The organism is Streptomyces sp. NBC_00775 (assembly GCF_036347135.1).
GTDB classification, from domain to species: Bacteria; Actinomycetota; Actinomycetes; order Streptomycetales; family Streptomycetaceae; genus Streptomyces; species Streptomyces lutosisoli.
The window spans coordinates 3,605,816-3,631,205 of the sequence record NZ_CP108938.1 but is presented as its reverse complement, the minus strand read 5'-3'; the positions used below and the strand labels follow the sequence as shown (position 1 = coordinate 3,631,205).

At 69.3% G+C, this 25,390-nt stretch carries 20 protein-coding genes, 2 tRNA genes and 1 pseudogene; 13 read left to right on the top strand and 10 right to left on the bottom strand.

The genetic code is table 11. The features are described from left to right. Window positions 1-144: 144 nt before the first annotated feature. Window positions 145-666, bottom strand: coding sequence for an NUDIX hydrolase (locus tag OIC96_RS16065; protein ID WP_330307179.1), 522 nt, complete (start codon window positions 664-666; stop codon window positions 145-147). Beyond that, on the bottom strand, window positions 663-2,111 hold the full coding sequence (locus OIC96_RS16060) for a zinc-dependent metalloprotease (RefSeq protein ID WP_330307180.1): 1,449 nt from the start codon (window positions 2,109-2,111) through the stop codon (window positions 663-665). Before OIC96_RS16060 ends, OIC96_RS16065 begins: the two co-directional genes overlap by 4 nt. A gap of 191 nt (window positions 2,112-2,302) precedes the next feature. On the opposite strand from OIC96_RS16060, the gene OIC96_RS16055 reads away from it, so the two are divergent. From OIC96_RS16055 to OIC96_RS16040, 4 genes are all read left to right on the top strand, one after another. Further along, window positions 2,303-3,415 carry an SDR family oxidoreductase gene (locus OIC96_RS16055; protein ID WP_330307181.1) on the top strand — a complete coding sequence of 371 codons (1,113 nt, stop codon included), beginning with the start codon at window positions 2,303-2,305 and terminating at the stop codon, window positions 3,413-3,415. 310 nt (window positions 3,416-3,725) lie between these two features. Beyond that, on the top strand, window positions 3,726-4,187 hold the full coding sequence (locus OIC96_RS16050; RefSeq protein WP_327431580.1) for a molybdenum cofactor biosynthesis protein MoaE: 462 nt from the start codon (window positions 3,726-3,728) through the stop codon (window positions 4,185-4,187). 113 nt (window positions 4,188-4,300) lie between these two features. Then, on the top strand, window positions 4,301-4,504 hold the full coding sequence (locus tag OIC96_RS16045) for a hypothetical protein (RefSeq protein ID WP_330307182.1): 204 nt from the start codon (window positions 4,301-4,303) through the stop codon (window positions 4,502-4,504). A 96-nt stretch (window positions 4,505-4,600) separates the two neighbouring features. Further along, window positions 4,601-5,698, top strand: a complete 1,098-nt coding sequence (locus OIC96_RS16040; protein WP_330307183.1) for a YlbL family protein — start codon at window positions 4,601-4,603, stop codon at window positions 5,696-5,698. 91 nt (window positions 5,699-5,789) lie between these two features. Here OIC96_RS16040 and OIC96_RS16035 read toward each other — a convergent pair whose 3' ends face one another. Then, window positions 5,790-6,332, bottom strand: coding sequence for a PPA1309 family protein (locus OIC96_RS16035; protein WP_330307184.1), 543 nt, complete (start codon window positions 6,330-6,332; stop codon window positions 5,790-5,792). Window positions 6,333-6,495: 163 nt separating this feature from the next. Here OIC96_RS16035 and OIC96_RS16030 point away from each other — a divergent pair, with 163 nt between their 5' ends. The 4 genes from OIC96_RS16030 to OIC96_RS16015 all read left to right on the top strand — a co-directional run bounded on the left by OIC96_RS16030 (window position 6,496) and on the right by OIC96_RS16015 (window position 12,086). Then, entirely contained in the window at window positions 6,496-9,471 is a 2,976-nt protein-coding gene (locus tag OIC96_RS16030) for a UPF0182 family membrane protein (protein ID WP_406502282.1), read from the top strand. Window positions 9,472-9,514: 43 nt separating this feature from the next. Next, a tRNA-Met gene (locus OIC96_RS16025) sits at window positions 9,515-9,588 on the top strand. Between the two features lie 293 nt (window positions 9,589-9,881). After that, window positions 9,882-11,741 (top strand): tetratricopeptide repeat protein, encoded by a 1,860-nt coding sequence (locus OIC96_RS16020; RefSeq protein ID WP_330307186.1) that lies wholly within the window; start codon window positions 9,882-9,884, stop codon window positions 11,739-11,741. 271 nt (window positions 11,742-12,012) lie between these two features. Then, window positions 12,013-12,086, top strand: a tRNA-Met gene (locus tag OIC96_RS16015). A 132-nt stretch (window positions 12,087-12,218) separates the two neighbouring features. Here OIC96_RS16015 and OIC96_RS16010 read toward each other — a convergent pair. After that, window positions 12,219-12,635, bottom strand: a complete 417-nt coding sequence (locus tag OIC96_RS16010) for a Fur family transcriptional regulator (RefSeq protein ID WP_095747967.1) — start codon at window positions 12,633-12,635, stop codon at window positions 12,219-12,221. Between the two features lie 126 nt (window positions 12,636-12,761). Between OIC96_RS16010 and OIC96_RS16005 the strand changes: the two are divergent. Further along, window positions 12,762-14,263, top strand: a pseudogene (locus OIC96_RS16005) (catalase). 86 nt (window positions 14,264-14,349) lie between these two features. Here OIC96_RS16005 and OIC96_RS16000 read toward each other — a convergent pair. Next, on the bottom strand, window positions 14,350-14,742 hold the full coding sequence (locus OIC96_RS16000) for a CBS domain-containing protein (protein WP_327431587.1): 393 nt from the start codon (window positions 14,740-14,742) through the stop codon (window positions 14,350-14,352). A gap of 173 nt (window positions 14,743-14,915) precedes the next feature. Beyond that, entirely contained in the window at window positions 14,916-15,716 is an 801-nt protein-coding gene (gene hisN / locus OIC96_RS15995) for a histidinol-phosphatase (RefSeq protein WP_327431588.1), read from the bottom strand. Between the two features lie 422 nt (window positions 15,717-16,138). Between hisN and OIC96_RS15990 the strand changes: the two genes are divergently transcribed. After that, window positions 16,139-16,744 carry a TetR/AcrR family transcriptional regulator gene (locus tag OIC96_RS15990; RefSeq protein ID WP_330307187.1) on the top strand — a complete coding sequence of 202 codons (606 nt, stop codon included), beginning with the start codon at window positions 16,139-16,141 and terminating at the stop codon, window positions 16,742-16,744. Window positions 16,745-16,748: 4 nt separating this feature from the next. Here the strand turns inward: OIC96_RS15990 and OIC96_RS15985 are convergent, their stop codons facing one another. Next, window positions 16,749-18,437, bottom strand: coding sequence for an ABC transporter family substrate-binding protein (locus tag OIC96_RS15985; protein ID WP_330307188.1), 1,689 nt, complete (start codon window positions 18,435-18,437; stop codon window positions 16,749-16,751). 197 nt (window positions 18,438-18,634) lie between these two features. On the opposite strand from OIC96_RS15985, the gene OIC96_RS15980 reads away from it, so the two are divergent. From OIC96_RS15980 to OIC96_RS15970, 3 genes are read left to right on the top strand one after another with little or no spacing between them, the layout of a single operon-like run. Beyond that, entirely contained in the window at window positions 18,635-19,621 is a 987-nt protein-coding gene (locus OIC96_RS15980) for an ABC transporter permease (RefSeq protein WP_330310282.1), read from the top strand. Beyond that, window positions 19,618-20,520, top strand: coding sequence for an ABC transporter permease (locus OIC96_RS15975; RefSeq protein ID WP_330307189.1), 903 nt, complete (start codon window positions 19,618-19,620; stop codon window positions 20,518-20,520). The genes OIC96_RS15980 and OIC96_RS15975 overlap by 4 nt, the downstream gene beginning before the upstream one ends. Next, window positions 20,517-22,316, top strand: a complete 1,800-nt coding sequence (locus tag OIC96_RS15970; RefSeq protein ID WP_330307190.1) for an ABC transporter ATP-binding protein — start codon at window positions 20,517-20,519, stop codon at window positions 22,314-22,316. Before OIC96_RS15975 ends, OIC96_RS15970 begins: the two co-directional genes overlap by 4 nt. 38 nt (window positions 22,317-22,354) lie before the next feature. Here OIC96_RS15970 and OIC96_RS15965 read toward each other — a convergent pair whose 3' ends face one another. From OIC96_RS15965 to aroA, 3 genes are all read right to left on the bottom strand, one after another. After that, window positions 22,355-22,678 carry a DMT family transporter gene (locus OIC96_RS15965; RefSeq protein ID WP_327431592.1) on the bottom strand — a complete coding sequence of 108 codons (324 nt, stop codon included), beginning with the start codon at window positions 22,676-22,678 and terminating at the stop codon, window positions 22,355-22,357. A 168-nt stretch (window positions 22,679-22,846) separates the two neighbouring features. Continuing rightward, window positions 22,847-23,857: a ribosome small subunit-dependent GTPase A gene (gene rsgA, locus OIC96_RS15960; protein WP_330307191.1), complete on the bottom strand. Its 1,011-nt coding sequence runs from the start codon at window positions 23,855-23,857 to the stop codon at window positions 22,847-22,849. Between the two features lie 16 nt (window positions 23,858-23,873). Next, window positions 23,874-25,214 carry a 3-phosphoshikimate 1-carboxyvinyltransferase gene (aroA, locus tag OIC96_RS15955; RefSeq protein ID WP_330307192.1) on the bottom strand — a complete coding sequence of 447 codons (1,341 nt, stop codon included), beginning with the start codon at window positions 25,212-25,214 and terminating at the stop codon, window positions 23,874-23,876. Window positions 25,215-25,390: the final 176 nt, after the last annotated feature.

Sequence of the window (25,390 nt, the reverse complement as noted above, 5' to 3'; positions counted from 1 at the left end):
TCCGCGGGAAGCGCCGCCGTACAAGACCGCCGCCGTACAAGGCTGCGAGTCGGCTGTGGCTGGTCGCGCAGTTCCCCGCGCCCTTTCGGGGCGGGGCAGCACAAGTAAGGGGTGACCGCAATTGCGGTCACCCCTTACACACGTTCAGAGCCTGGCGCGGGTGGCCTCCAACAGCCGTACGACCGAGGCGTCCGCCACCTCCGCGACCTCGCCGTAGCCGAACCAGCGCAGGTCGAGGGACTCGTCGCTGATGGCCTCCACGGCGTCGGCCGGGGCCAGCGCGGCGTACTGGACGTCCAGATGCCAGTTGCACGGCGCCGGAATGGCGTGCCGGTCCAGACGTACAGGACCGCCCGGCAGCAGCGTCAGGCCCGGGATCCCGGACTCCTCGGTCGCCTCGCGCAGGGCCGCCGCGGCCAGCGTCGCGTCGTCCGGCTCGCAGTGGCCGCCCATCTGCAGCCACATCCTGAGCTTGCGGTGCAGCGTCAGCAGGACGCGGCCGCGCTCCGGGTCGATCACCAGCGCGCTCGCCGTGACATGCCCGGACGTGCAGGACTTCCAGGTGCCGTCGGGGTGCTCCGAGAGGTGCTCCAGGTAGACCTGGCGCAGCTCTTCCTGGTCCTCGTAGCTCTTCAGTACGAGGACCGCGTCGTCGTGGAGGCTCACTCGGTGTCGTCGCCCTTGTCGTCGCCCTTGTCGTCGTCCTTGGGGGAGTCGTCCTTCGTGAGGTTCGTCTTCTCGGCGGAACCGGAGCCGCTCGCCGCCTCGCCGAGCATCTTGTCGATCTCGGAGAAGTCCAGCTGCTCGCGGTGCACGAAGCCGTCCGGGTCGTCCAGGTCGGACGCGGTCGGCAGCATGTCCGGGTGAGCCCACAGGCCGTCACGGCCGTCGACACCGCGCGCGTCGGTGAGCGAGGCCCACAGGCGCGAGGCGTCCCGCAGCCGGCGCGGGCGCAGCTCCAGGCCGATCAGCGTGGCGAAGGTCTGCTCGGCGGGACCGCCCGTGGCGCGGCGGCGGCGCAGCGTCTCGCGCAGCGCGTCCGCGGACGACAGGCGCGGCTTGGCGGCCGCGTGAACCACCGCGTCCACCCAGCCCTCGACGAGCGCGAGAGCCGTCTCCAGGCGGGCCAGGGCGGCCTTCTGCTCCGGCGTGTCCTCCGGCTGGAACATGCCCTGCTGGAGTGCCTGCTGCAGCTCCTCCGGGTTCTGCGGGTCGAACTGGCCGACCACGTCCTCCAGCTTCGCGGTGTCGACCTTGATCCCGCGCGCGTAGCCCTCGACCGCGCCGAACAGATGCGAGCGCAGCCACGGCACGTGGGCGAAGAGGCGCTGGTGGGCGGCCTCGCGCAGGGCGAGGTAGAGCCGTACCTCCTCCTGGGGGACGCCCAGGTCCTTGCCGAACGACTCGATGTTCAGCGGCAGCAGCGCGGCCTTGCCGGCCGGGCCGAGCGGCAGGCCGATGTCGGTCGAGCCGACGACCTCGCCCGCGAGCACGCCCACGGCCTGCCCGATCTGCGTACCGAACATGGCGCCGCCCATGGAGCGCATCATGCCGATGAGCGGGCCCGCCATGGCCTGCATCTCCTCCGGCAGGACGTCGCCCATGGCCGCGCCGACGCGCTCGGCGACCGGGTCGACGAGCTCCTTCCACACGGGAAGGGTCGCCTCGACCCACTCCGCGCGGCTCCACGCCACGGCGGAGCCGGCGCCGGACGGCAGAGACGTCGCGTCGTCCAGCCACAGGTCGGCCAGACGCACGGCCTGCTCGACCGCGGTGCGCTCGGCGGGACCGACGCTCGCGTCCTTGGTGCCGTCAGGGGTGCCCTGGGAGACCGTCTGGCGGGCGATCTGCTTGGCCATGTCCCAGTTCACCGGACCGCCCTCGTACGAGAGCATCTGGCCCAGCTGCTGGAACGCGGCGCCCAGGTCATTGGGGTTCATGGAACCGAACATGGCTGCGAGCGGATTGTCGGCTCCGGGACCACCGGCTCCGGGCAGCCCGAAACCGAACGGTCCCTGACCACCACCGCTCTGCTGGTCCTTCTCCTTGCCCTCGTCGCCGTTCTCCGGCTCCTCCGGCGGAAGGCCGAATCCGAATGGGGTGTCACTCACGGGATTCCTCGGCTGGTAAGGCCGCCGGTTCGTTCCGACGGCGACTGCCCGACAACACCACCCAGCGTAGACACCACAGCCCGATTGGGCCTCGGTGCTTCGCCGACTCTTGGCCTGCGGCAGGATGGATGCCACCTGGTACGTACGCGTCACGCGCGTCCGTTACTGAAGACAACCGCTGGAGACGCCCGGTGAGTTCCCCAGATCCGCAGGTTCGCGCAGCGCGAAACCACTCAACCAGCTCGCTCCCGCGCGGGCCCGTCGTCGCGGTCACCGGCGCCGCGTCGGGCGTGGGCGCGCTGCTCACCGAGCGGCTGGCCGCCAGCGAGGAGATCAAGCAGGTCATCGCCATCGACGAGCGGCGTGGCGAGTGCGCGGACGCGACGTGGCACATCCTGGATGTGCGGGACCCCGCGATCGCCGAGAAGCTGCGCGGGGCCGATGTCGTGGTGCATCTGGCGCTCGACCTCGACCTGGAGACGGACGCGGCGGCGCGGACGGCGTACAACGTCCGGGGGACCCAGACCGTGCTCACCGCCGCCGCCGCGGCCGGGGTCCACCGGGTGGTGCTGTGCACCTCGGCCATGGTCTACGGGGCGCTGCCCGACAACGAACTGCCCCTCTCCGAAGACGCCGAATTGCGGGCGACGGCCGAGGCCACGGGGGTCGGGGACCTGCTGGAGATCGAGCGGCTGGCGCGGCGGGCGCCGCGGGCCCATCCGGGACTTAATGTCACCGTTGTGCGGCCCGGTGTGCTCGTCGGGGGTACCGATACCGCTCTGACCAGGTATTTCGAGTCGCCTCGGCTGTTGGTGGTGGCGGGGTCCCGGCCCGCCTGGCAGTTCTGCCACGTCGAGGATCTGTGCAGTGCTCTGGAGTACGCCGTCGTCGAGAAGGTGGAGGGGGAGCTGGCCGTCGGGTGCGACGGGTGGCTGGAGCAGGAGGAGGTCGAGGAGCTGAGCGGGATTCGGCGGATGGAGCTGCCGTCCGCGGTCGCTCTCGGGGCCGCGGCTCGGCTTCACCGGATTGGGCTCACTCCTTCGCCTGCCGGGGATCTGGCGTACACGATGTATCCCTGGGTGGTGAGTGGGAGCCGGCTGCATGACGCCGGGTGGCGGCCGCAGTGGACCAATGAGGAGGTTCTCGCGGAGCTGCTGGAGGAGGTTGCCGGGCGGCATACGGTGGCTGGGCGACGGCTCGGGCGGAAGGATGCGACCGCGGCGGGGGCTGCGGGGGCGACGGTGGCTCTGCTGGGTGCGGCTGCGGTGGTTCGGCGGGCTCGGAAGGCTCGGCGGCGGATCTGAGTACGGGTGGGGCCGGACAGGGGGTTTTCGCCCCCGCCGCCCCTACCCGTCCCATCCACCAGGGGCTCTGCCCCTTCGACCCCGTTCGGTTGTGTTTTGGCTGCGGGCCGGTGGGGGCTGGGCGCGCAGTTCCCCGCGCCCCTTCTGGGGGCTGCGCCCCCAGACCCCCGCGTTCCTTTCTGGGGGCGCCGCCCCCAGACCCCCGCTTCGGTCTGAACGGCCTCGTTGTAGGAGGCTCCAAAGGTCTGTGTGTCCGTGCCGGGGGAAAGGTCTATTTCCTGTTGTCAGTGGGGTGGGGCACGATGGGCTTATGGCACCCATGAATGACCATCCCGGTGAGCAGGCGGCGCAGGACGCGATCAAGTTGATCGGTATTCGTGAGACGCCGCTCTCGCTGGACGAGGTCTTCAAGGCTGTGGGGGACGACGCCGCCGGGGGGACCGCGCTGTTCGTGGGGAGTGTGCGGAATCACGACGGGGGTGCTGACGTCGATGAGCTCGGATATTCGTGTCACCCCAGTGCCGAGGCGGAGATGCGGCGGATCGCCGAGAAGGTGGTCGCCGAGTATCCGGTGCGCGCGTTGGCCGCTGTTCACCGTGTGGGTGAGCTGGCCGTCGGGGATCTCGCGGTCGTCGTCGCTGTTTCGTGCCCGCATCGGGGTGAGGCGTTCGAAGCCTGTCGCAAGCTCATCGATGACCTGAAGCACGAGGTGCCCATCTGGAAGCACCAGAAGTTCTCCGACGGTACGGAGGAGTGGGTCGGCGCCTGTTGAGCCTCACCCGCCCTCCGGTTGCGTAACCAGGGCCCTGCCGTGAGCGTTAACACTGCGGATGGTTAATCTGCTGATCAGTCAGTTGCGGTCGCTCATGGGGTTGGGAGGTCGACATGGCGGCGCTTGCCTGGTTGCTGATTCCGCTTGTGGCTGCGATCGGTGCCGGACTGTGGGGCAGTTGGGCCGGCCGGAATCGCAAGGCGGCGGGAGACGGCGTCGAGCTCGCGGGCTACACGCGCTTCCGTGAAGCCATGGAGAAGGCCGAGGCCATGGAGAAGGCCCAGGCGAGAGAGAAGTCCCACTCCGACGCCGTCTGAGGCTCCCGCGCCCCGGCCCCGTACGCGCGGCCCGGGCCGACCCCGTACGGACGGCCCCGAGGGTGCGCTGACAGCACCGTCCCGTACTGTCGTTCCATGCCACGCCGCACCGCGACGATGCTCGCCTCCACTCTGATCCTGATCGCGCTCCTGTGCGCGGGAGTGTTCATCAAAGTGCCCTACTCGGAGATGTCACCGGGCCCCACGGTGAACACGCTTGGCGATCACGACGGCGAGCCGGTGCTGCAGATCACCGGGCACAAGACGTATCCGACGACCGGGAACCTGAACATGACCACGGTCCGGGTCACCAGCGCCGACTACAACATGAATCTTGTCGAGGCGGTCTATGGGTGGCTCGCGCACGACAACAAGGTCGTGCCGCACGACACGCTCTACCCGGACGGCAAGACCGAGGAGCAGTCGACGCAGGAGAACGCCGAGGAGTTCAGCCAGTCCCAGGAGAGCGCCAAGGTGGCCGCTCTGAAGGAGCTGAACATCCCGGTGAAGTCCTGGGTGATCGTCTCCACCGTGCTCAAGGACTCCCCGTCCGAAGGCAGGCTGCACGCCGGAGACGTCATCAAGGCCGTCGACGGTACGACGGTGAAGGCGCCCGACGACGTCGCGAAGCTGGTCACCAAGCACAAACCGGGCGACAAGGTCGTCTTCACGATCGTGCCCGCCAAGGAGCAGGCCGCCGCCGAGAAGGAGAACAAGACGGCGACCGCGACCAAGGACGTGACCATCACGACGACCAAGTCCGACGACAGCGGTACTGATCGGGCGATCGTCGGGATCTCGGCCGGCACCGACCACACGTTCCCGTTCACCATCGACATCAAGCTCGCCGACGTCGGCGGACCGAGCGCGGGCCTGATGTTCGCGCTCGGCATCGTGGACAAGATCACCCCGGGGAACCTCACCGGCGGCAAGTTCGTGGCGGGCACCGGCACCATCGACGACGACGGCAAGGTCGGCCCGATCGGTGGCATCGAGATGAAGACGGTCGGCGCGCGCGAGAAGGGCGCCCAGTACTTCCTGACGCCCAAGGACAACTGCGCGGCCGCCGCGAAGGACACCCCCGACGGGCTCACGCTCGTCAAGGTCAACACCATCGACGACGCGATGAGCGCCCTCAAGGACATCAGCTCGGGCAAGACGGCCGACCTCCCGAAGTGCACTACCAAGGGCTGACCGCGCCGGCTCCGAGCTCGTACGTCGATGGGGGCGCACCCGACACCGGGTGCGCCCCCCATCGACGTAGCAGAAAGCCTTGTACGAGAGATCAGTCCGCGAACGTCGTCGACAGTGCCTCGGCCAGGCCCGGTACCAGGTTCGACCCTGTGAGCACCTCCGTCGGCGCGTCCTTCTCGCGCAGGCGGAGCGCCGAGTCGCGGGTGCCGTCGCGCAGGACGCCGACCGTCATGCGGACCTCCTGGCGGTCGGGGTGCTCGGCGACCCACTTCGTGAGCTTCTTGCCGCTCAGGCCCGCCGGGACGGACGCCTCCGCGGAGGGCGGCAGCATCAGCCGCTCCACCGTGAGCGCGCAGCCGACCACGGCGTCCGGCCAGGCGATGGTGCCGAGGAACTCGTCCAGCGGCTTGTCGGCAGGGATCTCGTCCTGCTCGATGGGGGTGAGACCGGTGGTCTCCGGCTCGTCCTGCAGGCCGAGCTGGGCCGCGAGGCCGGGTTCCTGGGCCCGCAGTCGCGCGGTGTCTACGAGGGCGAAGAGGCGAGCGGGCTGGTCCCAGCCGAGGCCGGAGGCGTACTCGTCGATCTCGAGTACGGCCCGGGTGAGCGGGCTCGCTGCCATGGGAGTGTTGGACATGGTCACAATCCTGCCTCGTTAGTACCCGGAACCGGGAACCGAGTAAAGCGTGAGTAAGTTGCATAGATGAGGCTCCACGATCACGGAGCCTTGCGGACGGTCCACCATCACGGGGGCCTGACGGATCAACAGCGACTTCGAGGTGCGCACCTTGGCTTTCCAGATGCCGGACCGCGGCGGAGGCCCGACGGGGCCACGGATCAGAGTGGGCCGACCGTCCCGGCGTGTCCGGACCCTGCTCATGACGCTGGGCGTACTGGCCGTGCTGGCCATGGCCTTCGTCATGTTCGCGGGGTTCTGGACGGACTGGCTCTGGTACAGGTCGGTTCACTATTCGTCCGTCTTCACCACCACTCTGTGGACCAAGATCGGACTCTTCTTCGTCTTCGGCCTGCTGATGGCGGCCTCGGTCGGCGTGAACATCTGGCTGGCTCACCGGCTGCGCCCGCCGCTGAGCGCCATGTCGATGGAGCAGCAGAGCCTCGACCGCTACCGGATGGGCATCGCGCCCTACAAGAAGTGGCTGCTGCTCGCCATCACCTCCCTGGTCGGGCTGATCGCCGGCGCATCAGCCTCGGGCCAGTGGCGTACGTGGCTGATGTGGGTGAACGGGGTTCCCTTCCACCAGAAGGACCCCCAGTTCCACCTCGACGTCTCCTTCTACGCCTTCGACCTGCCCTGGTACCGCTTCCTGCTCGGCTTCGGCTTCGCCGCCGCGGTGCTCTCGCTGATCGCCGCCGCGCTCACGCACTACCTGTACGGCGGGCTGCGGATCACCAGCCCGGGGGCGCGTGCCACGGCCGCGGCCACCGGTCATCTCTCCGTGCTCCTCGGCATCTTCGTCGCGCTGAAGGCGGTCGCCTACTGGCTCGACCGGTACGGACTCGCGGTGAAGTCCAGCGACTTCAAGGCGACCGGCAACTGGACGGGCCTCAGGTACGTCGACGCCCACGCGTATCTGCCCGCCAAGACGATCCTGTTCTGCATCGCCGTCATCTGCGCGCTCCTGTTCTTCGCCACCCTGTGGCGGCGCACCTGGCAGTTGCCCGTCATCGGCTTCGGCCTGATGGTGCTCTCGGCGATCCTCATCGGCGGTCTGTACCCGGCGATCGTGCAGAAGTTCCAGGTCCAGCCGAACGAGCAGGCCAAGGAAGCGCCGTACGTCGAGAAGAACCTGAAGGCGACCCGCGAGGCGTACGGGATCGACGGCACCCAGGTGTCGGAGTACGCGGGCACCAGCGACACCAAGGACAAGACCAAGCTGCGCGAGGACGCCGACACCACGGCGAGCATCCGTCTGCTGGACCCGAACATCGTCTCGCCGACGTTCCAGCAGCTGCAGCAGATGAAGAACTACTACGCGTTCCCGACCAATCTGGATGTCGACCGGTACAGCAAGGACGGCAAGGACCAGGACACGGTCATCGGTCTGCGCGAGCTGAACCTCAGCGGCATTCCGAAGAACAACTGGATCAACGACCACTTCCGCTACACCCACGGATACGGCGTCGTCGCCGCCAAGGGCACCACGGCGACCTCCGGCGGCCGGCCCGTCTTCACCGAGTCCGACCTGCCGTCCAACGGTGACCTGGGGACGTACGAGCAGCGGGTCTACTACGGCGAGAAGACCACCCAGTACTCGATCGTCGGCGGTCCCCAGAAGGAGATCGACTACTCCGACGACAACGGTGAGAAGACCACCAGCTACAAGGGCAAGAGCGGGATAAGCCTCTCCAGCCCGATCAACCGGGCCGCGTACGCCGTGGCGTTCGGTGAGCCGCAGATCCTCTACTCGGGCGCGATCGGCGAGGGTTCCCGGATCCTCTACAACCGCACCCCCAAGGACCGCGTCGAGGCGGTGGCCCCCTGGCTGACCATCGACGGCGACGCCTACCCGGCCGTGGTGGACGGGAAGATCCAGTGGATCGTCGACGCCTACACCACGACCAACGGCTACCCGTACGCCTCCCGCACCACCCTGGGCGACACGACCGCCGACTCGCTCACCGCGACGAACAACCAGCGCGCGGTGGTGGCCCAGCAGAACCAGGTCAACTACATCCGCAACTCGGTGAAGGCGACCGTCGACGCGTACACCGGCGAGGTCAAGCTCTACCAGTGGGACACCAAGGACCCGGTCCTCAAGACCTGGATGAAGGCGTTCCCGAACACGGTGCAGCCGAAGACGGCGATCTCGCAGTCGCTCATGGACCATCTGCGGTACCCGCAGGACCTGTTCAAGGTCCAGCGCGAGCTGCTCACCCGCTACCACGTGAAGGACGCGCAGACGTTCCTCAGCGGCAGCGAGGTCTGGCAGGTCCCGGACGACCCGACCAACAAGTCGGGCAACGCGGTGCCGCCGTACTACCTGAGCATGAAGATGCCCGACCAGAAGGCCCAGACGTTCTCGCTGACGACGACGTTCACGCCGAACGGCCGCGACAACCTGAGCGCCTTCATGTCGGTCAACGCCGAGGCGGGCACCAGTGATTACGGCAAGATCAGAATCCTGAAACTGCCGACAAGCGAACCCGTCGACGGGCCCAAACAGGTCCAGAGCCAGTTCAACTCCGAACAGGACATCGCCGAGTCGATCAGACTCCTCAAGGGCGGCGACTCGGACATCGAGTACGGCAATCTGATGACGATCCCGCTCGACGGAGGACTGCTCTACGTGGAGCCCGTCTACGTACGCGGCAATCAGCTCAAGTACCCACTGCTGCGCAAGGTGCTGGTGACCTACGGAGGCAAGACCGCCTTCGAGAACACGCTCGACGCGGCGCTCAACAAGGTCCTGGGAGAGGACGGTTCGACCGCCCAGCCACCGGGCGACGGAACCACGACTCCGCCCACGTCGAGCAATCCGACGGTCCAACAGGCGCTGAACGACGCCCAGAAGGCCTTCACCGAGGGCCAGGAAGCCCTGAAGAAGGGCGACTGGCAGGCGTACGGCGTGGCACAGAAGGATCTTGAGGACGCGCTGAAGCGGGCCGAGGAGGCGCAGTCCAAGGCCGACAAGACCAGCGGCAGCAGTGGCAGCGGCGGCAGCAAGAGCGGCGACAAGAGCAGTCCCAGCAGTAGTCCCAGCAGTACTCCCAGTAGCAGCCCGAGCAGCGACAAGAGCTCGGGCAGCGGCTGAGTCAGGGGCACCCCCGCGCCGTGGTACGGTTGCAACACAACGGCGCGGGGTGGAGCAGCTCGGTAGCTCGCTGGGCTCATAACCCAGAGGTCGCAGGTTCAAATCCTGTCCCCGCTACTAAAGTCGAAGGCCCGGATCCTGATCATGGATCCGGGCCTTCGGCGTGTGTGTCCGCGGTCGGCATGTGCGTCCGTGGTCTTCAGGGTGTGTGTCCGGGGACTTCGGGGTGTGCGAACGCCGCGCCGAGGCGCCCGTGGTGACCTGGCGACTCTTGTGAAGTGCTGCGCCATGCGGGGGGAGTTGGGAAATCTGTGTTTGACTTGTCTCTCTGTGGGCATGTCGACAAAACGCTGAAGTGACCTCACTGGCTGCGGTATACCAGGTGTACCCAGGTTGCAGGTGGTGCGACGATGGACGTTATGGGGGACAAGGCAACTCTGTTGGATACAGGGCGGTTTGCGCAGTCTGCCGACTTTGGGCGGCCTGCGGATTTCACGCAGCCTTCCGACCGGGACGAAACCGGCGAGGCTGCCGAGGAAGCACGCCAGCGGCTCGCCGCCGAAGCCGGCGACGTCGAGGCGATGAGCGTCCTCGGAGCCATGCTGCTGCGCCGCGGTGATCTCGACGGAGCCGAGCCTCAGCTGCGCGCCGCGACCGCCGAAGGCGATCGCGCCGCCGCCAACAACCTGGGTGTCCTCCTGCACCAGCGCGGGTACGCCGACGACGCCGCCGGATGGTGGCGGATCGCCGCCGTCGCGGGCTCCGCGGCCGCCGCGCACGCGCTCGGGCGCCACCACCGCGAGCGCGGCGACGAGCCCGCCGCCGAGTACTGGCTGCGCCAGTCCGCCGAGCAGGGGCACGCCCTCGGCGCGTACGCGCTCGCCGATCTGCTGGAGCACCGCAGTGACGTGGGCGCCGAGCAGTGGATGCGGGCCGCCGCCGAGCGCGGGCACCGTGAGGCCGCCTACCGGCTGGCGCGTGCGCTTGATCGCAAGGCCGTGGACGCGGGCGAGATCGGCGGCGACAACGGTGTCATCGGAGTGATCGGTGCCGCCGGCGAAGAGGCCGAGCAGTGGTACCGGCAGGCCGCCGCGCGCGGGCACCGGCGGGCCGCGCTGCATCTCGGGGCGATTCTGGAGAAGCGCGGTGACCTGAGGGAGGCCGGGCGCTGGTATCTCACGTCCGCCAAGGACGGGGAGGCGCGTGCCGCTTGTGCGCTCGGATTCCTGCTGCGGGACGCGGGGGACACCGAGAGCGCGGCCGTGTGGTGGCTGCGGGCCGCGCAGGACGGTGACGGGAACGCCGCCAACGCGCTGGGAGCGCTGCACGCCGAGCGCGGTGAGACGCAGACCGCGGAGCGGTGGTACCGGGCCGCGATGGACGCGGGCGATGTGAACGGGGCGTACAACCTCGGGCTGCTCTGCGCCGAGCAGGGGCGGACCGCGCAGGCCGAGCAGTGGTACCGGCGGGCCGCGTACGCGGGGCACCGGGAGGCGGCGAACGCGCTGGCCATTCTGCTGCTTCAGGTCGGGGACTCGGCCGGGGCCCAGCCGTGGTTCTCCAAGGCCGCGGAGGCGGGGAGCGTCGACGCCGCTTTCAATCTCGGGATTCTGCATGCCGGGCGGGGGACCGAGGAGGACGACGCGGCCGCGCTGCGGTGGTACGAGCGGGCTGCCGCCGACGGGCACACCGAGGCGGCGCTTCAGGTCGCCATCGCGCGGCTGCGGGAGGGGGACGAGCGGGGGGCTGAGCGGCATCTGCGGTGTGCGGCGGGGGGTGGCAGTGCCGAGGCCGCGTACCGGCTTGCGGCGGTGCTTGATGCCCGGCGGCCGCCGGCGCCCGCGCATGAGCTGGGGGAGCCGGCGCAGGAGAAGAGCGAGTGTGAGGAGTGGTACGAGCGGGCGGCGTCCCAGGGGCATCGGCGGGCGCAGGTGCGGGTCGGGATGCTGGCCGCTGCGCGGGGCGATGTGGTGGAGGCGGCTCGGTGGTACCGGGAGGCCGCGGAGGCCGGGTCTCGGAACGGGGCGTTCAATCTCGGGCTGCTGCTGGCTCGGGAGGGGAGTGAGCCTGAGGCGGCGCTGTGGTGGGCTCGGGCCGCTGATGCGGGGCATGGGCGGGCGGCGCTTCGGCTGGCGCTTGTGTATGCGCGGCGGGGGGAGTTGGCGGAGGGGAAGCGGTGGGCTGACCGGGCCGTTTCTCTTGGGCCTGCGGAGGTTTCTGAGCGGGCGGCTCGGTTGCGGGACGCTCTGCGGGAGGAACTGTCTGCGTGACGGTGGCTCTGGGGTGGGGTTTTCGCCCCCGCCGCCCCTACCCGTCCCATCCCCAGGGGCTCTGCCCCTTCGACCCCGTTCGGTTGTGTGTCGGGTGCGGGTGGGTGGGGGCTGGGCGCGCAGTTCCCCGCGCCCCTTTTGGGGGCTGCGCCCCCAGACCCCCGCGCCCCTTCTGGGGCTGCGCCCCCAGACCCCCGCTGCTGGGCCCGAACGGCCGGCGTTAAGCGATTTGCGCTGGTCCACACGGTTGACGTAGTGTTCAGTTTGTCGACGCGGGGTGGAGCAGCTCGGTAGCTCGCTGGGCTCATAACCCAGAGGTCGCAGGTTCAAATCCTGTCCCCGCTACTGAAACCGAAGGCCTGGATCCAGATCATGGATCCGGGCCTTCGGTGTTTGTTGGCGTTCGGTGGTTTTGGTGGTTTCGGTGGTAGCGAAAAGCCCCGGCACCCTCAGGTGCCGGGGCTTTTCGCGGAGTTTTTATGCCGCCGCGCAGTTTGGGCAGACGCCGCGGTACGTCACCTCGACGTCCGAGACCGTGAAGCCGAAGCGCTCCGAGTCCGGGAGGTCGGCGAGCGGGTTGCCGCTCGGGTGGACGTCGCGGATCGCGCCGCACTGGGCGCAGACCAGGTGGTGGTGCGGACGGTGCGCGTTCGGGTCGTACCGCTTGGCGCGCTTGTCCGTGGCGACTTCCAGCACCTCGCCGAGCGAGACCAGCTCACCCAGCGTGTTGTAGACAGTCGCCCGGGAGATCTCGGGCAGCTTGGCGACGGCCCGGGCATGCACCTCGTCGGCCGTCAGATGGACGTGATCGCCGTCGAGGACCTCGGCCACGACACGCCGCTGCGCGGTCATTCGCCATCCGCGTCCGCGCAGTCGTTCCAACAGGTCACTCATACAGACCAGCCTAACAGCAAGGTGACCAGATTCCGAACAGGTGTGAATTTGGAAGCCTGCTTGACTTGGACTTTGTCCAATATGGGATCGAGTTCGGTATTGGCCAAAGGGCAGGACTGGGCAGGAATGACGCAGGAGGCGCACATGACGCAGGGACCGCTTACGACGGAGGCCGGCGCGCCGGTGGCCGACAACCAGAACAGCGAGACCGCGGGCGTCGGCGGGCCCGTCCTCGTTCAGGACCAGCTGCTGCTGGAGAAGCTCGCGCACTTCAACCGTGAGCGCATTCCGGTGGGGGTCCCCCCACGCCTTTAAGGCAGTGGGGGAGGGTCGTGCACGCACGGGGCGCCGGTGCGTACGGCACCTTCACGCTGACCCGTGACGTCTCGCAGTGGACCCGTGCCGCGTTCCTCTCCGAGGTCGGCAAGCAGACCGAGACCTTCCTGCGCTTCTCGACCGTCGCCGGCAACCTCGGCTCCGCCGACGCCGTGCGCGACCCCCGCGGGTGGGCGCTGAAGTTCTACACCGAGGAGGGCAACTACGACCTTGTCGGCAACAACACCCCGGTGTTCTTCATCAAGGACGCCATCAAGTTCCCCGACTTCATCCACACGCAGAAGCGCGACCCGTACACCGGGTCGCAGGAAGCCGACAACGTGTGGGATTTCTGGGGGCTGTCCCCCGAGTCCACGCATCAGGTGACCTGCCTCTTCGGTGACCGCGGGATTCCCGCCTCGTATCGGCACCTCAACGGGTACGGCTCGCACACGTACGAGTGGAACAACGAGGCCGGCGAGGTCTTCTGGGTCAAGTACCACTTCAAGACCGACCAGGGCATCAAGAACCTCACCCAGGACGAGGCCAACAAGCTCGCCGGTGAGGACCCCGACTCCCACCAGCGCGACCTGCGCGAGGCCATCGAACGCGGTGACCTCCCGTCCTGGACCGTACAGGTGCAGATCATGCCGGCGGCCGAGGCGGCCACGTACCGCTTCAACCCGTTCGACCTCACCAAGGTGTGGCCGCACGAGGACTACCCGCCGGTCGAGATCGGGAAGCTTGAGCTCAACCGCAACCCGGAGAACGTCTTCGCCGAGGTCGAGCAGAGCGTCTTCTCGCCCGCTCACTTCGTGCCGGGTATCGGGCCCTCGCCCGACAAGATGCTCCAGGGGCGGCTCTTCGCCTATGGCGACGCCCACCGCTACCGCGTCGGCATCAACGCCGACCACCTGCCGGTGAACCGGCCGCACGCCACCGAGGCGCGCACCAACTCGCGTGACGGCTTCCTGTACGACGGGCGCCACAAGGGTGCGAAGAACTACGAGCCCAACAGCTTCGGCGGTCCCTTCGAGACGGGCAGGCCGCTGTGGCAGCCGGTCGCGGTCACCGGATACACCGGTGACATCGCCGCCCCCGTCCACTCCGAGGACGACGACTTCGTACAGGCGGGCAACCTCTACCGGCTGATGTCCGAGGACGAGAAGGGGCGTCTGATCGAGAACGTGGCGGGCTTCATCGCCAAGGTCTCCCGTGACGACATCGCCGAGCGGGCGATCGACAACTTCCGCCGGGCGGACGGCGACTTCGGCAAGCGGCTGGAAGCCGCCGTCCAGGCTTTGCGCGGCTGAGAACCAGTACTGGAACGCTTGTCGTGGATGGCGGGCCGGGTCCCCGTTCGGGGTCCGGCCCGCTGGCGTGCAGGTGTGTGGAGGGCTTACGCCGGTACGTGCTGCCGTACCGGGGCCCAGCAGCGGATGATGTCGCGGACCGAGACGATGCCGACCGGGCCGTTGCCATCGAGCACGATCAGGTGGCGGAAGCCGCCGTGCGACATCGCCGTCGCGGCCTCCTCCAGGGTCCAGGCGGGTGCGGCGAAGACGACGTCGGTGGTGGTGTGGGTGCCTGCGGTCTCGGTGTCCGGGTTCTGGCCCAGGGCGAGTGAGTTGAGGATGTCGCGCTCGGTGATGATGCCGAGGCCGCTGGAGTCCTCGTCGTGGACGACGGCCGCGCCTACGCGGCGTGCGGACATCAGGCGGGCCGCCTGGCGGAGAGTGTGTGCCGGGCCGATGGTGAGGACCACCGTGCTCATGGCGTCGCGGACGAGCATGGACGGAGCCACCTCCTACGAATCCGATGGGCTTGTCCCACGGGGTGGGCTTGCGCATGGATTCACAAGTTCACAAGTGGGGGGACTCTCAGAGTCGCAGTTAAAGGGAGGGTCAACAAGGGGGCGCGTGCGGTGAGTTCGGGGGCGCCCGGAGGTGCCCCGGGAACCCCAGCTCAGTACCGCTGGTTCAGGTAACCCAGCAGTTCGTCGTGGAGGATGCCGTTCGACGCGGCCGCGTTCCCGCTGTGCGGGCCCGGGCGGCCGTCGAGGCCGGTGAAGGAGCCGCCCGCCTCGGTCACCACGATCGCGGTCGCCGCCATGTCCCAGAGCGAGAGCTCGGGCTCCGCGCAGATGTCCACCGAGCCCTCGGCGACCATCATGTACGGCCAGAAGTCGCCGTATCCGCGGGTGCGCCAGACGGCCTTCGTGAGATCGAGGAAGCCGTCGAGGCGGCCCTGGTCCTCCCAGCCGGACAGGGACGAGTACGCGAAGGACGCGTCGGCCATGCGGGAGACCTTGGAGACCTGGAGGCGCGAGGCCGAGGAGAGGCTGCGGCCGGTGAACGCGCCGTGGCCCTTCGCGGCCCACCAGCGGCGGCTCAGCGCCGGCGCCGAGACCACGCCGACGACGGGCTGGTAGCCGCCCTCGCCCGCCTCCATCAGGGAGATCAGCGTGGCCCAGACGGGGACGCCGCGTACGTAGTTCTTGGTGCCGTCGATCGGGTCGATGACCCAGCGGCGCGGGCCCGTGCCCTCGATGCCGTACTCCTCGCCGAGGATCGCGTCGCGTGGCCTCGCCCGCTGGAGCTGGCCGCGGATGAGCTCCTCGGCGGCCTTGTCCGCCTCGCTCACCGGCGTCATGTCCGGCTTGGTCTCGACCTTCAGATCGAGTGCCTTGAACCGGGCCATCGTCGCGGCGTCGGCGGCGTCCGCGAGGACGTGGGCGAGACGCAGGTCATCGTGGTAGTCGGGCATGAGCGAACCGTATCTGCCTGTTCTGGGATCGGGCCACAGGGGCCCGGGATCATCCCGGTTTCGGTTCCGCCCGGTTTCGGTTCCGGGTTTTGGCAGCTGCTCTCCGGTTCCGGCTGCGGGCCGTCTTGGGGCGCCTGGTGTTCGTTGTGGGGCGGGGCCGGGCCGGGGGTATCCGTCCTCGGTCCGGCGCGGAATCGGTTGGGTTCCGAGGAACCGGCGTCGACGCGCCATCCGCTGCGGGCGGACACCCCCGACCCGGCCCCTTCTCTCCGTTCGCGGGTGTCCCTTGTCGGGGGCTCGCGTTCCGGATTGGGTGCGTGCGAGCAGTTGTTCGCGCCCCTTGGGGCCGCCGCGAACCCTTGACAGTGCCTCTGTGCGCGTCAAATCTGAGCTGCAGAGCCGCTCGCCCCAGGGAGGCGATGATGCCTGCAGCGCGGGAATCCCTCTTGGACGCCGCATATACGGCGCTCGTGCGTCGTGCTTGGTCTGCCGTACGGATGGTCGATGTGGCCGCCGTGGCCGGAGTGTCACGTCAGACGCTCTACAACGAGTTCGGGAGTAAGGAGGGGCTCGCGCGTGCCCTTGTGCGGCGGGAGGCCGACGCCTATCTCGTGGGGGTCGACCGGGCGCTGGCCGCGCATGTGGATGCGCGGGAGCGGCTGCTCGCCACCGCTGAGTGGACCGCGTCGGCCGCGCGGAGCAACGTCTTGGTGAGGGCGATGCTGACGGGGTGCTGGAGTGAGCGGCTGCCCTCGCCGACGTTGTCGGCGGTGCCCTCGTCGTCCGCGGTGCCCGCGCAGCGACGGGCCGACGGGCCGTTGCCCTCGCCCTCCGACTTCGTGGCGCTGGTGCGGGACCGGGCCGTTGCCACGCTCTCCGGCTCCAAGGCGGACACGTCCGAGCTGGTCCGCTCCTGCGAGCTTGTCGTGCGTATCGCCTTGTCCTGTGTGTCGGCGCCGCCCGGTGAGGGCGGGGTCACGGATCTGGTGAAGGCCGCGTTGACCCCGTCCCACCGGCTCGGCGTGTAGAGGGTTACTTCTTCTTGAGCCAGCCGACCTTCGTGAAGTCGTCGTCCGCCAGTCCGCCCGCGCCGTAGTTGGCGAGGTTCGAGCGGACTGCCAGGACCTGGGGGCGCTGGTAGAGCGGGATGGAGTGGCCGAGGGCCCAGATCTTGGTGTCGGCCTCGTTGTAGAGCTTGGCCTGTTCGGTGGTGTCCGTGGTCTCGCCCGCCTTCTTGAGGAGGGCGTCGATGGCCGGGGAGCCGACCGAGCCGTAGTTCTCGTACAGGTTCTTGCCGGACGTCTGGCGGTAGATCGGGTACGCCTCGGAGCGGAAGGTCTGGTCGACCCAGCGGAAGCTGACCAGGTCGAAGTTGCCGATGGTGACGTACTTGGAGAAGTAGTCGTTCGTGGGGACCTTCTTGATGGAGACCTTGATACCGATCGCGGCCAGCTGCGCCTGGATCAGCTCGGCCTGGTCCTCCTGGGCCGACGTGCTGCCCGCGCTGAGGGTGTAGGTGAGGGCGAGCTGCTTGCCGTCCTTGGCCCGGGTGTCGCCCTTGAGCTTCCAGCCGGCCTCGTCGAGGAGTTTGCCGGCCGCCGTCACGTCGTAGGTGCCGTACGTACCGGAGTTGTCCTGGTAGCCCGCCTGGTTGGGCATGAAGAAGTGGCTGCCGTACGTCTTCAGCTGGACCGGGAGGTCCTTGCCGAAGGCGGTGGCGATGGACTTGCGGTCGATGGCGTGCTGGATCGCCTGGCGGACCTTGACGTCCTTGAGCGGGCCCCGGGCGCCGTTGAGGGTGATGTGGACCTCGTCCCAGCGGGCGCCGGTGCGGATGTCCGTGTCGGCTGCTTTCGCCAGGCGCTTGTAGTCCTCGGGGAGGATCGCGGAGGCGTAGTCGATCTCCTTGTTGAGGTACGCGTCCGTCCAGGCCGTGTAGTCCAGTGCGCGGAAGACGACCGAGTCCAGCTTGGGCTTCGTGCCCCACCAGTCGGGGTCCGGGACCGCGGTGATCGTCTGGGCCGTTTTGTCGTACGAGGAGATCTTGAAGGCTGCGCCTGTGACCGGGATCTTCTCCGTCCAGCCCTTGTTGAACTTGGCGGGGGTGTCGATGCCCGCGGCGGGCAGGAGGGGGTCGAAGAGGCGCTTCCAGTCGGCGTACGGGGAGGAGAAGGTGACCTTCACCTGGTGGGCGTCGGCGCCCTGTTCGACCGCGCTGATCTGGTCGTAGCCGGAGGTGTTGGCTGCCTCGTATTCCTTGTTCGTGCCGTTGGTCGCCTTCCAGAGCGCGTTGAAGTCGCGCCAGCTCAGCTGTTTCCCGTCGGACCACTTGGCTTTGGGGTTCAGCTTGTATACGACGGTCTGGGGGCTGGTGGAGGTCACCGCGGCGGAGAGCAGGAAGTCCGTGCTGGGGTGGACCTCGCCGCGTGCGTCGGCGGTGAAGAGGCTGGGTTCGACGAGTTCGTTGATCGAGGCGGCGTCGCCCTGGTTGCCGTTGGCGGTGTAGCGGTTGAAGTCCGCGATCCACTGGGAGATCGCGAGCTTGAGGGTGCCGCCCTGCTGGATGTCGGCGAGCGGGTGGGCGTTGATCTGCTGGCTGCCGGCCGGGGCGGCGCTCTTCTGTGCCTGGGGCTTGTCGTCGCCGGACGAGCCGCAGCCGCTCACCAGCAACGCGGCGGCCGCGGTGGCGGCGACCAGGGCCCCGGCGGGGGTTCTGCGCATGTCGGTGTCCTTTGTGGGATGTCCCCATGGGGCCCAGGAGGGGTGTCCCCGGGGGCTCCTGCGGGGTCCGGCGGGAGCCGGTGGTCATCGGTGAATGCGCCGAACGTAGAACGGCTACGGCAGTCGGGGGAGCCGTTCTGGACTGCTGTCATGTTCTCTTCATAGTGGTGCAACAGTGGGGCGGAAGGATGCGTGATGTGCCTGCCTATCTGGCCAAACGCCTCGGCTATTACGCCGTCCTGCTGCTGGCCGCCGTCTGCCTCTCCTATCTGCTGGCCTCGTTCGCGCTCGACCCGCGCGAGTACTACGAGGGCCGGCAGCCACCCGTCTCCGCGAGCGCGGTCGATCACCATCTGACCGAGATCGGGGTGAACGACCACGAGCCGCTGCTCACCCGCTTTCTGCGCTGGGCGGGGCACGCGGTGCGCGGCGATCTGGGGAGGACGATCGACGACACGTCCGTGAACGCGGAGTTCGGGCGGCGCATCGGCGTCAGTCTGCGGCTGCTGCTCGCGGGGACCGTGCTCGGTACGGTCGCCGGTGTACTGGTCGGGGCCTGGACCGCCGTGCGCCAGTACCGCTTCAGCGACCGGGCCGTGACGCTCGCGTCGTTCGCGCTGCTGTCGACCCCCGTGTTCCTGCTGGCGATTCTGCTCAAGACCGGCGCCATCTGGTTCAACCAGAAGACGGGGACGGATCTCATCCAGTTCACGGGGGAGAAGAGTCCGGGACTGGAGGGCGGGTTCTGGGCCGTGCTCAGGGACCGGGCCGTGCATCTGCTGTTGCCGACGCTGTCCGTCGCGCTGTTCGCCATCGCCAGTTACAGCCGGTATCAGCGCAACACCATGCTCGACGTCCTCGGGTCCGACTATCTGCGTACGGCGCGGGCCAAGGGGCTCGGCCGTCGGACGGTGCTGCTCAGGCACGGGCTGCGGACGGCGCTCATCCCGATGTCGACGTATTTCTCGTACGGCTTCCTGGCGCTGTTCACCGGTGCCACGTTCACGGAGACGATCTTTGGCTGGCACGGGATGGGGGAGTGGTTCGTCTCGTCGATCGGCAAGAACGACGTCAACTCCGTCGTCGCCGTCAATGTGTTCGCCGCCGTGACCGTGCTGCTGTCCGGCTTCCTCGCCGACGTGCTGCACGCCGCCCTCGACCCGCGTATCCGGCAGGCGTCATGACCACGATCACTGCCGCGGTGGTACGTCCGGTGGGCCGCGGATCCGTCGTGCTGCGCCGCTTCCTGCGCAACCGGGGCGCGCTCGCCGGAGCTGTCGTCCTCGTGCTGCTGTTCCTGCTGGCCTTCGTCGGGCCGTACGTCACCCCGTGGTCGTACAGCCACATCGACTACACCGCGCTGCGGTCGGGGCCCAGCGCCGAGCACTGGTGGGGGACCAACCGGATCGGGCAGGACGTGTTCGCGCAGACCGTGCGGGGGCTTCAGAAGTCCTTGCTCATCGGGTTGCTGGTCGCCGTCTTCTCCACCGGGCTCGCCTCGCTCGTCGGTGCGTGTGCCGGGTACTTCGGCGGGTGGGCCGACCGGGCGCTGATGTTCTTCGTGGACCTGCTCCTCGTCTTCCCGTCCTTCCTCATCATCGCGATCATCTCGCCGCGGCTGCGCAGTGGCGGCTGGTTCGCGTTCGTCGGGCTGCTCGCCGTGTTCGGGTGGATGATCACCGCGCGGGTGGTGCGGTCCATGACGCTGTCCCTGAAGGAGCGGGAATTCGTGCGCGCGGCGCGGTTCATGGGGGTCGGGCCGTTCCGGATCATCTGGCGGCATGTGCTGCCGAACGTCGCCTCCTTCCTGATCATCGACGCGACCATCGCGGTGGGCGGGGCCGTGATGAGCGAGACCGCGCTGTCGTACTTCGGGTTCGGGGTGCAGGCGCCGGATGTCTCACTGGGGACGCTCATCGCCTCCGGGACCGGGGCGGCCGTGACGTACCCCTGGATGTTCTTCTACGCGGCCGGGCTGCTGGTCGTGTTCGTCCTGGCCGTGAACCTGGTGGGGGACGGGCTGCGGGACGCGCTGGACCCGACCGCGCGCAGCCGTCCACGGAGGAAGGGGGCGGGGCGGTGACCCGGCCGGTGCTCGAAGTGGCCCGTCTCGACGTCGACTTCGACGGCAGGCCCGCCGTCCGTGACGTCGGCTTCTCGCTGGCGCGGGGCGAAGTCCTCGGCCTGGTGGGCGAGTCGGGGTCGGGGAAGTCCGCCACCGCGCTCGCCGTTCTCGGGCTGCTGCCGGACAACGCGGCGGTACGAGGGTCCGTACGGCTCGACGGGCAGGAGCTGATCGGCGCCGGCGAACGGGAGTTGACCCGGATCCGGGGCCGGCGGATCTCGATGGTCTTTCAGGACCCGTTGTCCGCCTTCACGCCCGTGTACCGGATCGGCGAACAGATCGCGGAGGCCGTACGAGCCCATCAGGACGTGTCACGGGAACGTGCCCTGGAACGCGCGGGCGAACTGCTCGACCTCGTCGGCATTCCCGCGTCCCGGGCGCGGGCCTTCCCGCACGAGTTCTCCGGCGGAATGCGCCAGCGCGCGATGATCGCCATGGCGATGGCCAACGAGCCGGACGTCATCCTCGCCGACGAACCGACCACCGCCCTCGACGTCACCATCCAGGCCCAGGTGCTCGACGTGCTGCGCACCGCCCAGCGGGAGACCGGCGCCGCGCTGCTGCTGGTCAGCCATGACCTCGGGGTGATCGCCGGGATGGCGGACCGGGTGGCGGTCATGCACGAGGGGCGGGTCGTCGAGGCGGGGACGGCGGTCCAGGTCTTCGGGCGGCCCCAGGAGCCGTACACGCGCAAGCTCCTCGGCGCCGTGCCCCGGCTGGACGACGCGCGGCCCCGGGGAGAAGTCCCCGCCGGCGAACCCGTGTTGAAGGTGCGCGGGCTCACCAAGACCTTCCCCCTGCTCAAGGGCGGCGCCTTCAAGCGGCGGGTCGGGAGCGTGTACGCCGTCGACGGCGTAGACCTCGACATCCGGCGCGGGGAGACCCTGGCCCTCGTCGGAGAGTCGGGGTCCGGGAAGTCGACGACCCTGTTCGAGCTGCTCGAACTCGCCGCGCCCGAGGGCGGATCCATCGAGCTGTTCGGGCAGCGGATCGGGGACCTGACCAAGGAGGAGGTGAAGGCGGTCCGCAGGCGTGTGCAGATCGTCTTCCAGGACCCGATGGCCTCCCTCGACCCGCGCATGCCGGTCGGCGACATCATCGCCGAGCCGCTGCGCACCCAGGGCGCGGACCGGGCCACCGTCGCCCGGCGCGTGCCCGAACTGCTCACCCAGGTCGGGCTCGAACCGGGGCACGCGGAGCGCTTCCCGCACGAGTTCTCCGGCGGTCAGCGCCAGCGCGTCGGTATCGCGCGGGCGCTGTCGGTCGAGCCGGAACTGCTCGTGCTCGACGAGCCGGTGTCGGCGCTCGACGTCTCCGTGCAGGCGGGTGTCCTTGAGCTGCTGGACCGGCTGAAGACGGAGCTGGGGCTCGCCTATCTCTTCGTCTCGCACGACCTGTCCGTCGTCCGGCACATCGCGGACCGGGTCAGCGTCGTCTACCTGGGGCGGACCGTGGAGTCCGGGCCGGTCCAGGAGGTCTTCGAGCGGCCCCGGCACCCGTACACCCAGGCCCTGCTGTCCGCCGTACCGCTGCCCGATCCGGAGCGCGAGCGGGAGCGGCAGCGCACGCGGATCCTGCTCGCCGGGGACCCGCCGAGCCCGACCGAGCGGCACGAGGGGTGCCGGTTCCGGGCGCGCTGCCCGCTGTACGCCGAACTCGCCGAGGAGGAGCGCAAGCGGTGCGCCCATGATGTGCCCGTCCTCGAAGGGGACGGTGCGGCCTGCCACTTCCCGCGGGTACGGGAGGTGATCTAGGGAGTTCGCCGGCCAGGGCCTGGTCCGAAAGACAGGCCCTAGTGGGCCGAGCCCGACAGCTGGAGGCCGATGACTCCGATGATGACGAAGCTGATCGAGACGATCTTGAGCGTCGAGACCAGGTCGCCGAGGAAGATCATGCCGTAGATGGCCGTGCCCGCCGCGCCGATGCCGGTCCACACCGCGTACGCCGGGCCGACGTCGAGCTTCCTGAGCGCGAGGGTCAGCAGGCCGAAGCTGCCGAGCGCGAAGACGCAGAACGCGACCGTCGGCCAGAATCTGGTGAAGCCGTGCGAGAGCTTCAGACAGACGGCGAAGCCGGTTTCGAGGAGCCCCGCCACAACGACCAGCAGCCACGCCATGTCTTGACCTCCCGCGTCCGCACGTCGACTGCTTCGTCTGGCTTTTCTGGCTTGGATCCGGCTTGGTGTGATTATGCATTTACCGACCGGAGAAGCACTTACCGACGGGCCGCGTACGCAAACAACGCGGAGGTCAGGACGTGAAGGGACGCCCCTCTCTCGCGGGGATCAGTCGCCTTCCCTGCGCTCGCGCGTGGCCAGCAGCCTGCGCAGGGAGTACAGCCGCTGCGGGTCCGCGTGACCGTCCGCCACCCACTGGTCCAGGGCGCAGTCCGGCTCGTCGTGGCTGCACGCGCGCGGACAGCCCTCGGTGCCGGGTTCGAGGTCGGGGAAGGCCTTGATGACACGGGACGGGTCCACGTGGTGCAGGCCGAAGGAGCGGACGCCCGGGGTGTCGATGACCCAGCCGGACTCGCCGGGCAGCGGGATCGCGCGTGCCGACGTGGTGGTGTGCCGACCGCGCCCGGTGACGGCGTTGACGACTCCGGTGCTGCGTCGCCGCTCCAGCGATACGAGCGCGTTGACCAGGGTCGTCTTGCCCACACCCGAGTGGCCGACGAACGCCGTGATCTTGCCGTCCAGCTGCTTGCGTACGCGCTCGATCGCTTCGCCGCTCTCCAGCTCCTCGCGGCTGGTCACGACGTAGGGGACGCCCAACGCCCCGTACAGCTCCAGGAGTTCGTCCGGGGAGGCCAGGTCCGACTTGGTGAGGACCAGGAGCGGGGTGAGGCCGCCGTCGTACGCCGCGACCAGGCACCGGTCGATCAGGCGCGGGCGCGGCTCGGGGTCCGCGAGGGCGGTGACGATGGCGAGCTGGTCGGCGTTGGCGACGACCACGCGCTCGTACGGATCGTCGTCGTCGGCCGTGCGGCGCAGCACGGAGCTGCGCGGCTCGATGCGGACGATGCGGGCGAGGGTGTCCTTCTCGCCGGACAGGTCGCCGACGATGGCGACACGGTCGCCGACGATCGCGGCCTTGCGGCCCAGTTCGCGGGCCTTCATCGCCATGACCACGCGGTCCTCGACGAGGCAGGTCAGGCGGCCCCGGTCGACGGTGAGGACCATGCCCTCGACCGCCTCCTCGTGCTTGGGGCGGATGTTCGTACGAGGCCGGTTGCCCTTGCGGTTGGGGCGCTGGCGGATGTCGTCCTCGTCGGTGTGCTTGCCGTAACGGCGCATGATCCCGGTCCGCCCGTCAGTTCCCGAGCATTCCGGTCCACATGTCCGGGAAGTCCGGCAGGGTCTTCGCCGTCGTCGCCACGTTCTCGATCCGCACGCCTTCCACCGCCAGCCCGATGATCGCGCCGGCCGTGGCCATGCGGTGGTCGTCGTACGTGTGGAAGACGCCGCCGTGCAGCGGGCGCGGGCGGATGTGCAGGCCGTCGGCGGTCTCGGTGACGTCACCGCCGAGCTCGTTGATCTCCTTGGTGAGCGCGGCCAGCCGGTCCGTCTCGTGCAGGCGCAGATGGGCCACGCCCCGCAGGGTCGAGGGGGAGTCCGCGAGGGCGGCGACCGCCGCGATGCCCGGGGTCAGCTCGCCGACCTCGCTCAGGTCCACGTCGATGCCGTGGATCGCGCCCGAACCGGTGAACTCCAGCCCGCTGTCGGTCAGTTCGCAGGAACCGCCCATCTCGGTGAAGATCTCCCGCAGCTTGTCACCGGGCTGGGTGGTGCGCGCGGGCCAGTCCGGGATGACGACCGTGCCGCCGGTCACCAGGGCCGCAGCGAGGAACGGCTGCGCGTTCGACAGGTCCGGCTCGATGATCAGGTCGCGGCCGAGCAGGGCGCCCGGCGTGACCCGCCAGACGTTCGGCTCGCCGCCCGACTCCGGGGTGTCCACCTGGGCGCCGACCGCGCGCAGCATGTCGACCGTCATCCGGATGTGCGGCATGGAGGGGAGCGCCGAACCGATGTGGCGGACCTCGACGCCCTGGTTGAAGCGCGGACCCGAGAGGAGCAGGGCCGACACGAACTGCGAGGACGACGAGGCGTCGATCTCCACCGGGCCGCCGTCCAGGGCGCCGCCGCCGTGCACGGTCAGCGGCAGCGCGCCACGGCTGTCGTCGTCGATCCGGGCGCCGAGCAGGCGCAGCGCGTCGATCACGCCGTTCAGCGGGCGCTCGTACGACCGCGGGTCGCCGTCGAAGCGGATGGGGCCGTCCGCGAGGGCGGCGACCGGGGGCAGGAAGCGCATCACGGTGCCGGCGTTGCCGACGTCGACCGCGGCCGGGCCGTGCAGGCCCGAGGGGATGACCCGCCAGGCCTCGCCCGAGGCGTCCGGGCCCGCGGCGACCGTGGAGCTGGACGCCACCGTCTCCTCGATGCCGACGCCCATCGCGCGCAGCGCGCCCGCCATCAGCAGCGTGTCGCGGGAGCGCAGCGGGCGGCGCAGCCAGCCCGGCTCCGAGGCCAGCGCGGCGAGGACGAGGGCGCGGTTGGTGACCGACTTGGACCCCGGCACGTGGACCGTCGCGTCGACGGCTCCGCTTGCGTGCGGGGCGGGCCAGAGGGCGGTGTGGGCGGGGTTCGCGGTCATGGGCTCCACTTTAGTGGGGGTTCGCTCCGCTGGGTTTGGCCGGGGAATGCGGGTCGTCTGTTGGCTGCGGGTGCGTTGTGGCTGGTCGCGCCCCGCGGCGGAGCCGCAAATGTCACAGCCTCGCGCGCCTGAAGGGGCGCGCCTGAAGAGGCCCGTCTCGGAGTCGCTGCCTCGAA

Excerpts from the sequence above, each read along its gene's own strand:
- OIC96_RS16020 (WP_330307186.1), top strand. The coding sequence starts at position 9,882 with ATGGACGTTATGGGGGACAAGGCAACTCTGTTGGATACAGGGCGGTTT.
- OIC96_RS16010 (WP_095747967.1), bottom strand. The coding sequence starts at position 12,635 with ATGAGTGACCTGTTGGAACGACTGCGCGGACGCGGATGGCGAATGACC.
- OIC96_RS16000 (WP_327431587.1), bottom strand. The coding sequence starts at position 14,742 with ATGCTCGTCCGCGACGCCATGAGCACGGTGGTCCTCACCATCGGCCCG.
- OIC96_RS16035 (WP_330307184.1), bottom strand. The coding sequence starts at position 6,332 with ATGTCCAACACTCCCATGGCAGCGAGCCCGCTCACCCGGGCCGTACTC.
- OIC96_RS15985 (WP_330307188.1), bottom strand. The coding sequence starts at position 18,437 with ATGCGCAGAACCCCCGCCGGGGCCCTGGTCGCCGCCACCGCGGCCGCC.
- OIC96_RS16040 (WP_330307183.1), top strand. The coding sequence starts at position 4,601 with ATGCCACGCCGCACCGCGACGATGCTCGCCTCCACTCTGATCCTGATC.
- OIC96_RS16030 (WP_406502282.1), top strand. The coding sequence starts at position 6,496 with ATGCCGGACCGCGGCGGAGGCCCGACGGGGCCACGGATCAGAGTGGGC.
- OIC96_RS15990 (WP_330307187.1), top strand. The coding sequence starts at position 16,139 with ATGCCTGCAGCGCGGGAATCCCTCTTGGACGCCGCATATACGGCGCTC.
- rsgA (WP_330307191.1), bottom strand. The coding sequence starts at position 23,857 with ATGCGCCGTTACGGCAAGCACACCGACGAGGACGACATCCGCCAGCGC.
- OIC96_RS15975 (WP_330307189.1), top strand. The coding sequence starts at position 19,618 with ATGACCACGATCACTGCCGCGGTGGTACGTCCGGTGGGCCGCGGATCC.
- hisN (WP_327431588.1), bottom strand. The coding sequence starts at position 15,716 with ATGCCCGACTACCACGATGACCTGCGTCTCGCCCACGTCCTCGCGGAC.
- OIC96_RS16045 (WP_330307182.1), top strand. The coding sequence starts at position 4,301 with ATGGCGGCGCTTGCCTGGTTGCTGATTCCGCTTGTGGCTGCGATCGGT.
- aroA (WP_330307192.1), bottom strand. The coding sequence starts at position 25,214 with ATGACCGCGAACCCCGCCCACACCGCCCTCTGGCCCGCCCCGCACGCA.
- OIC96_RS16050 (WP_327431580.1), top strand. The coding sequence starts at position 3,726 with ATGGCACCCATGAATGACCATCCCGGTGAGCAGGCGGCGCAGGACGCG.
- OIC96_RS15965 (WP_327431592.1), bottom strand. The coding sequence starts at position 22,678 with ATGGCGTGGCTGCTGGTCGTTGTGGCGGGGCTCCTCGAAACCGGCTTC.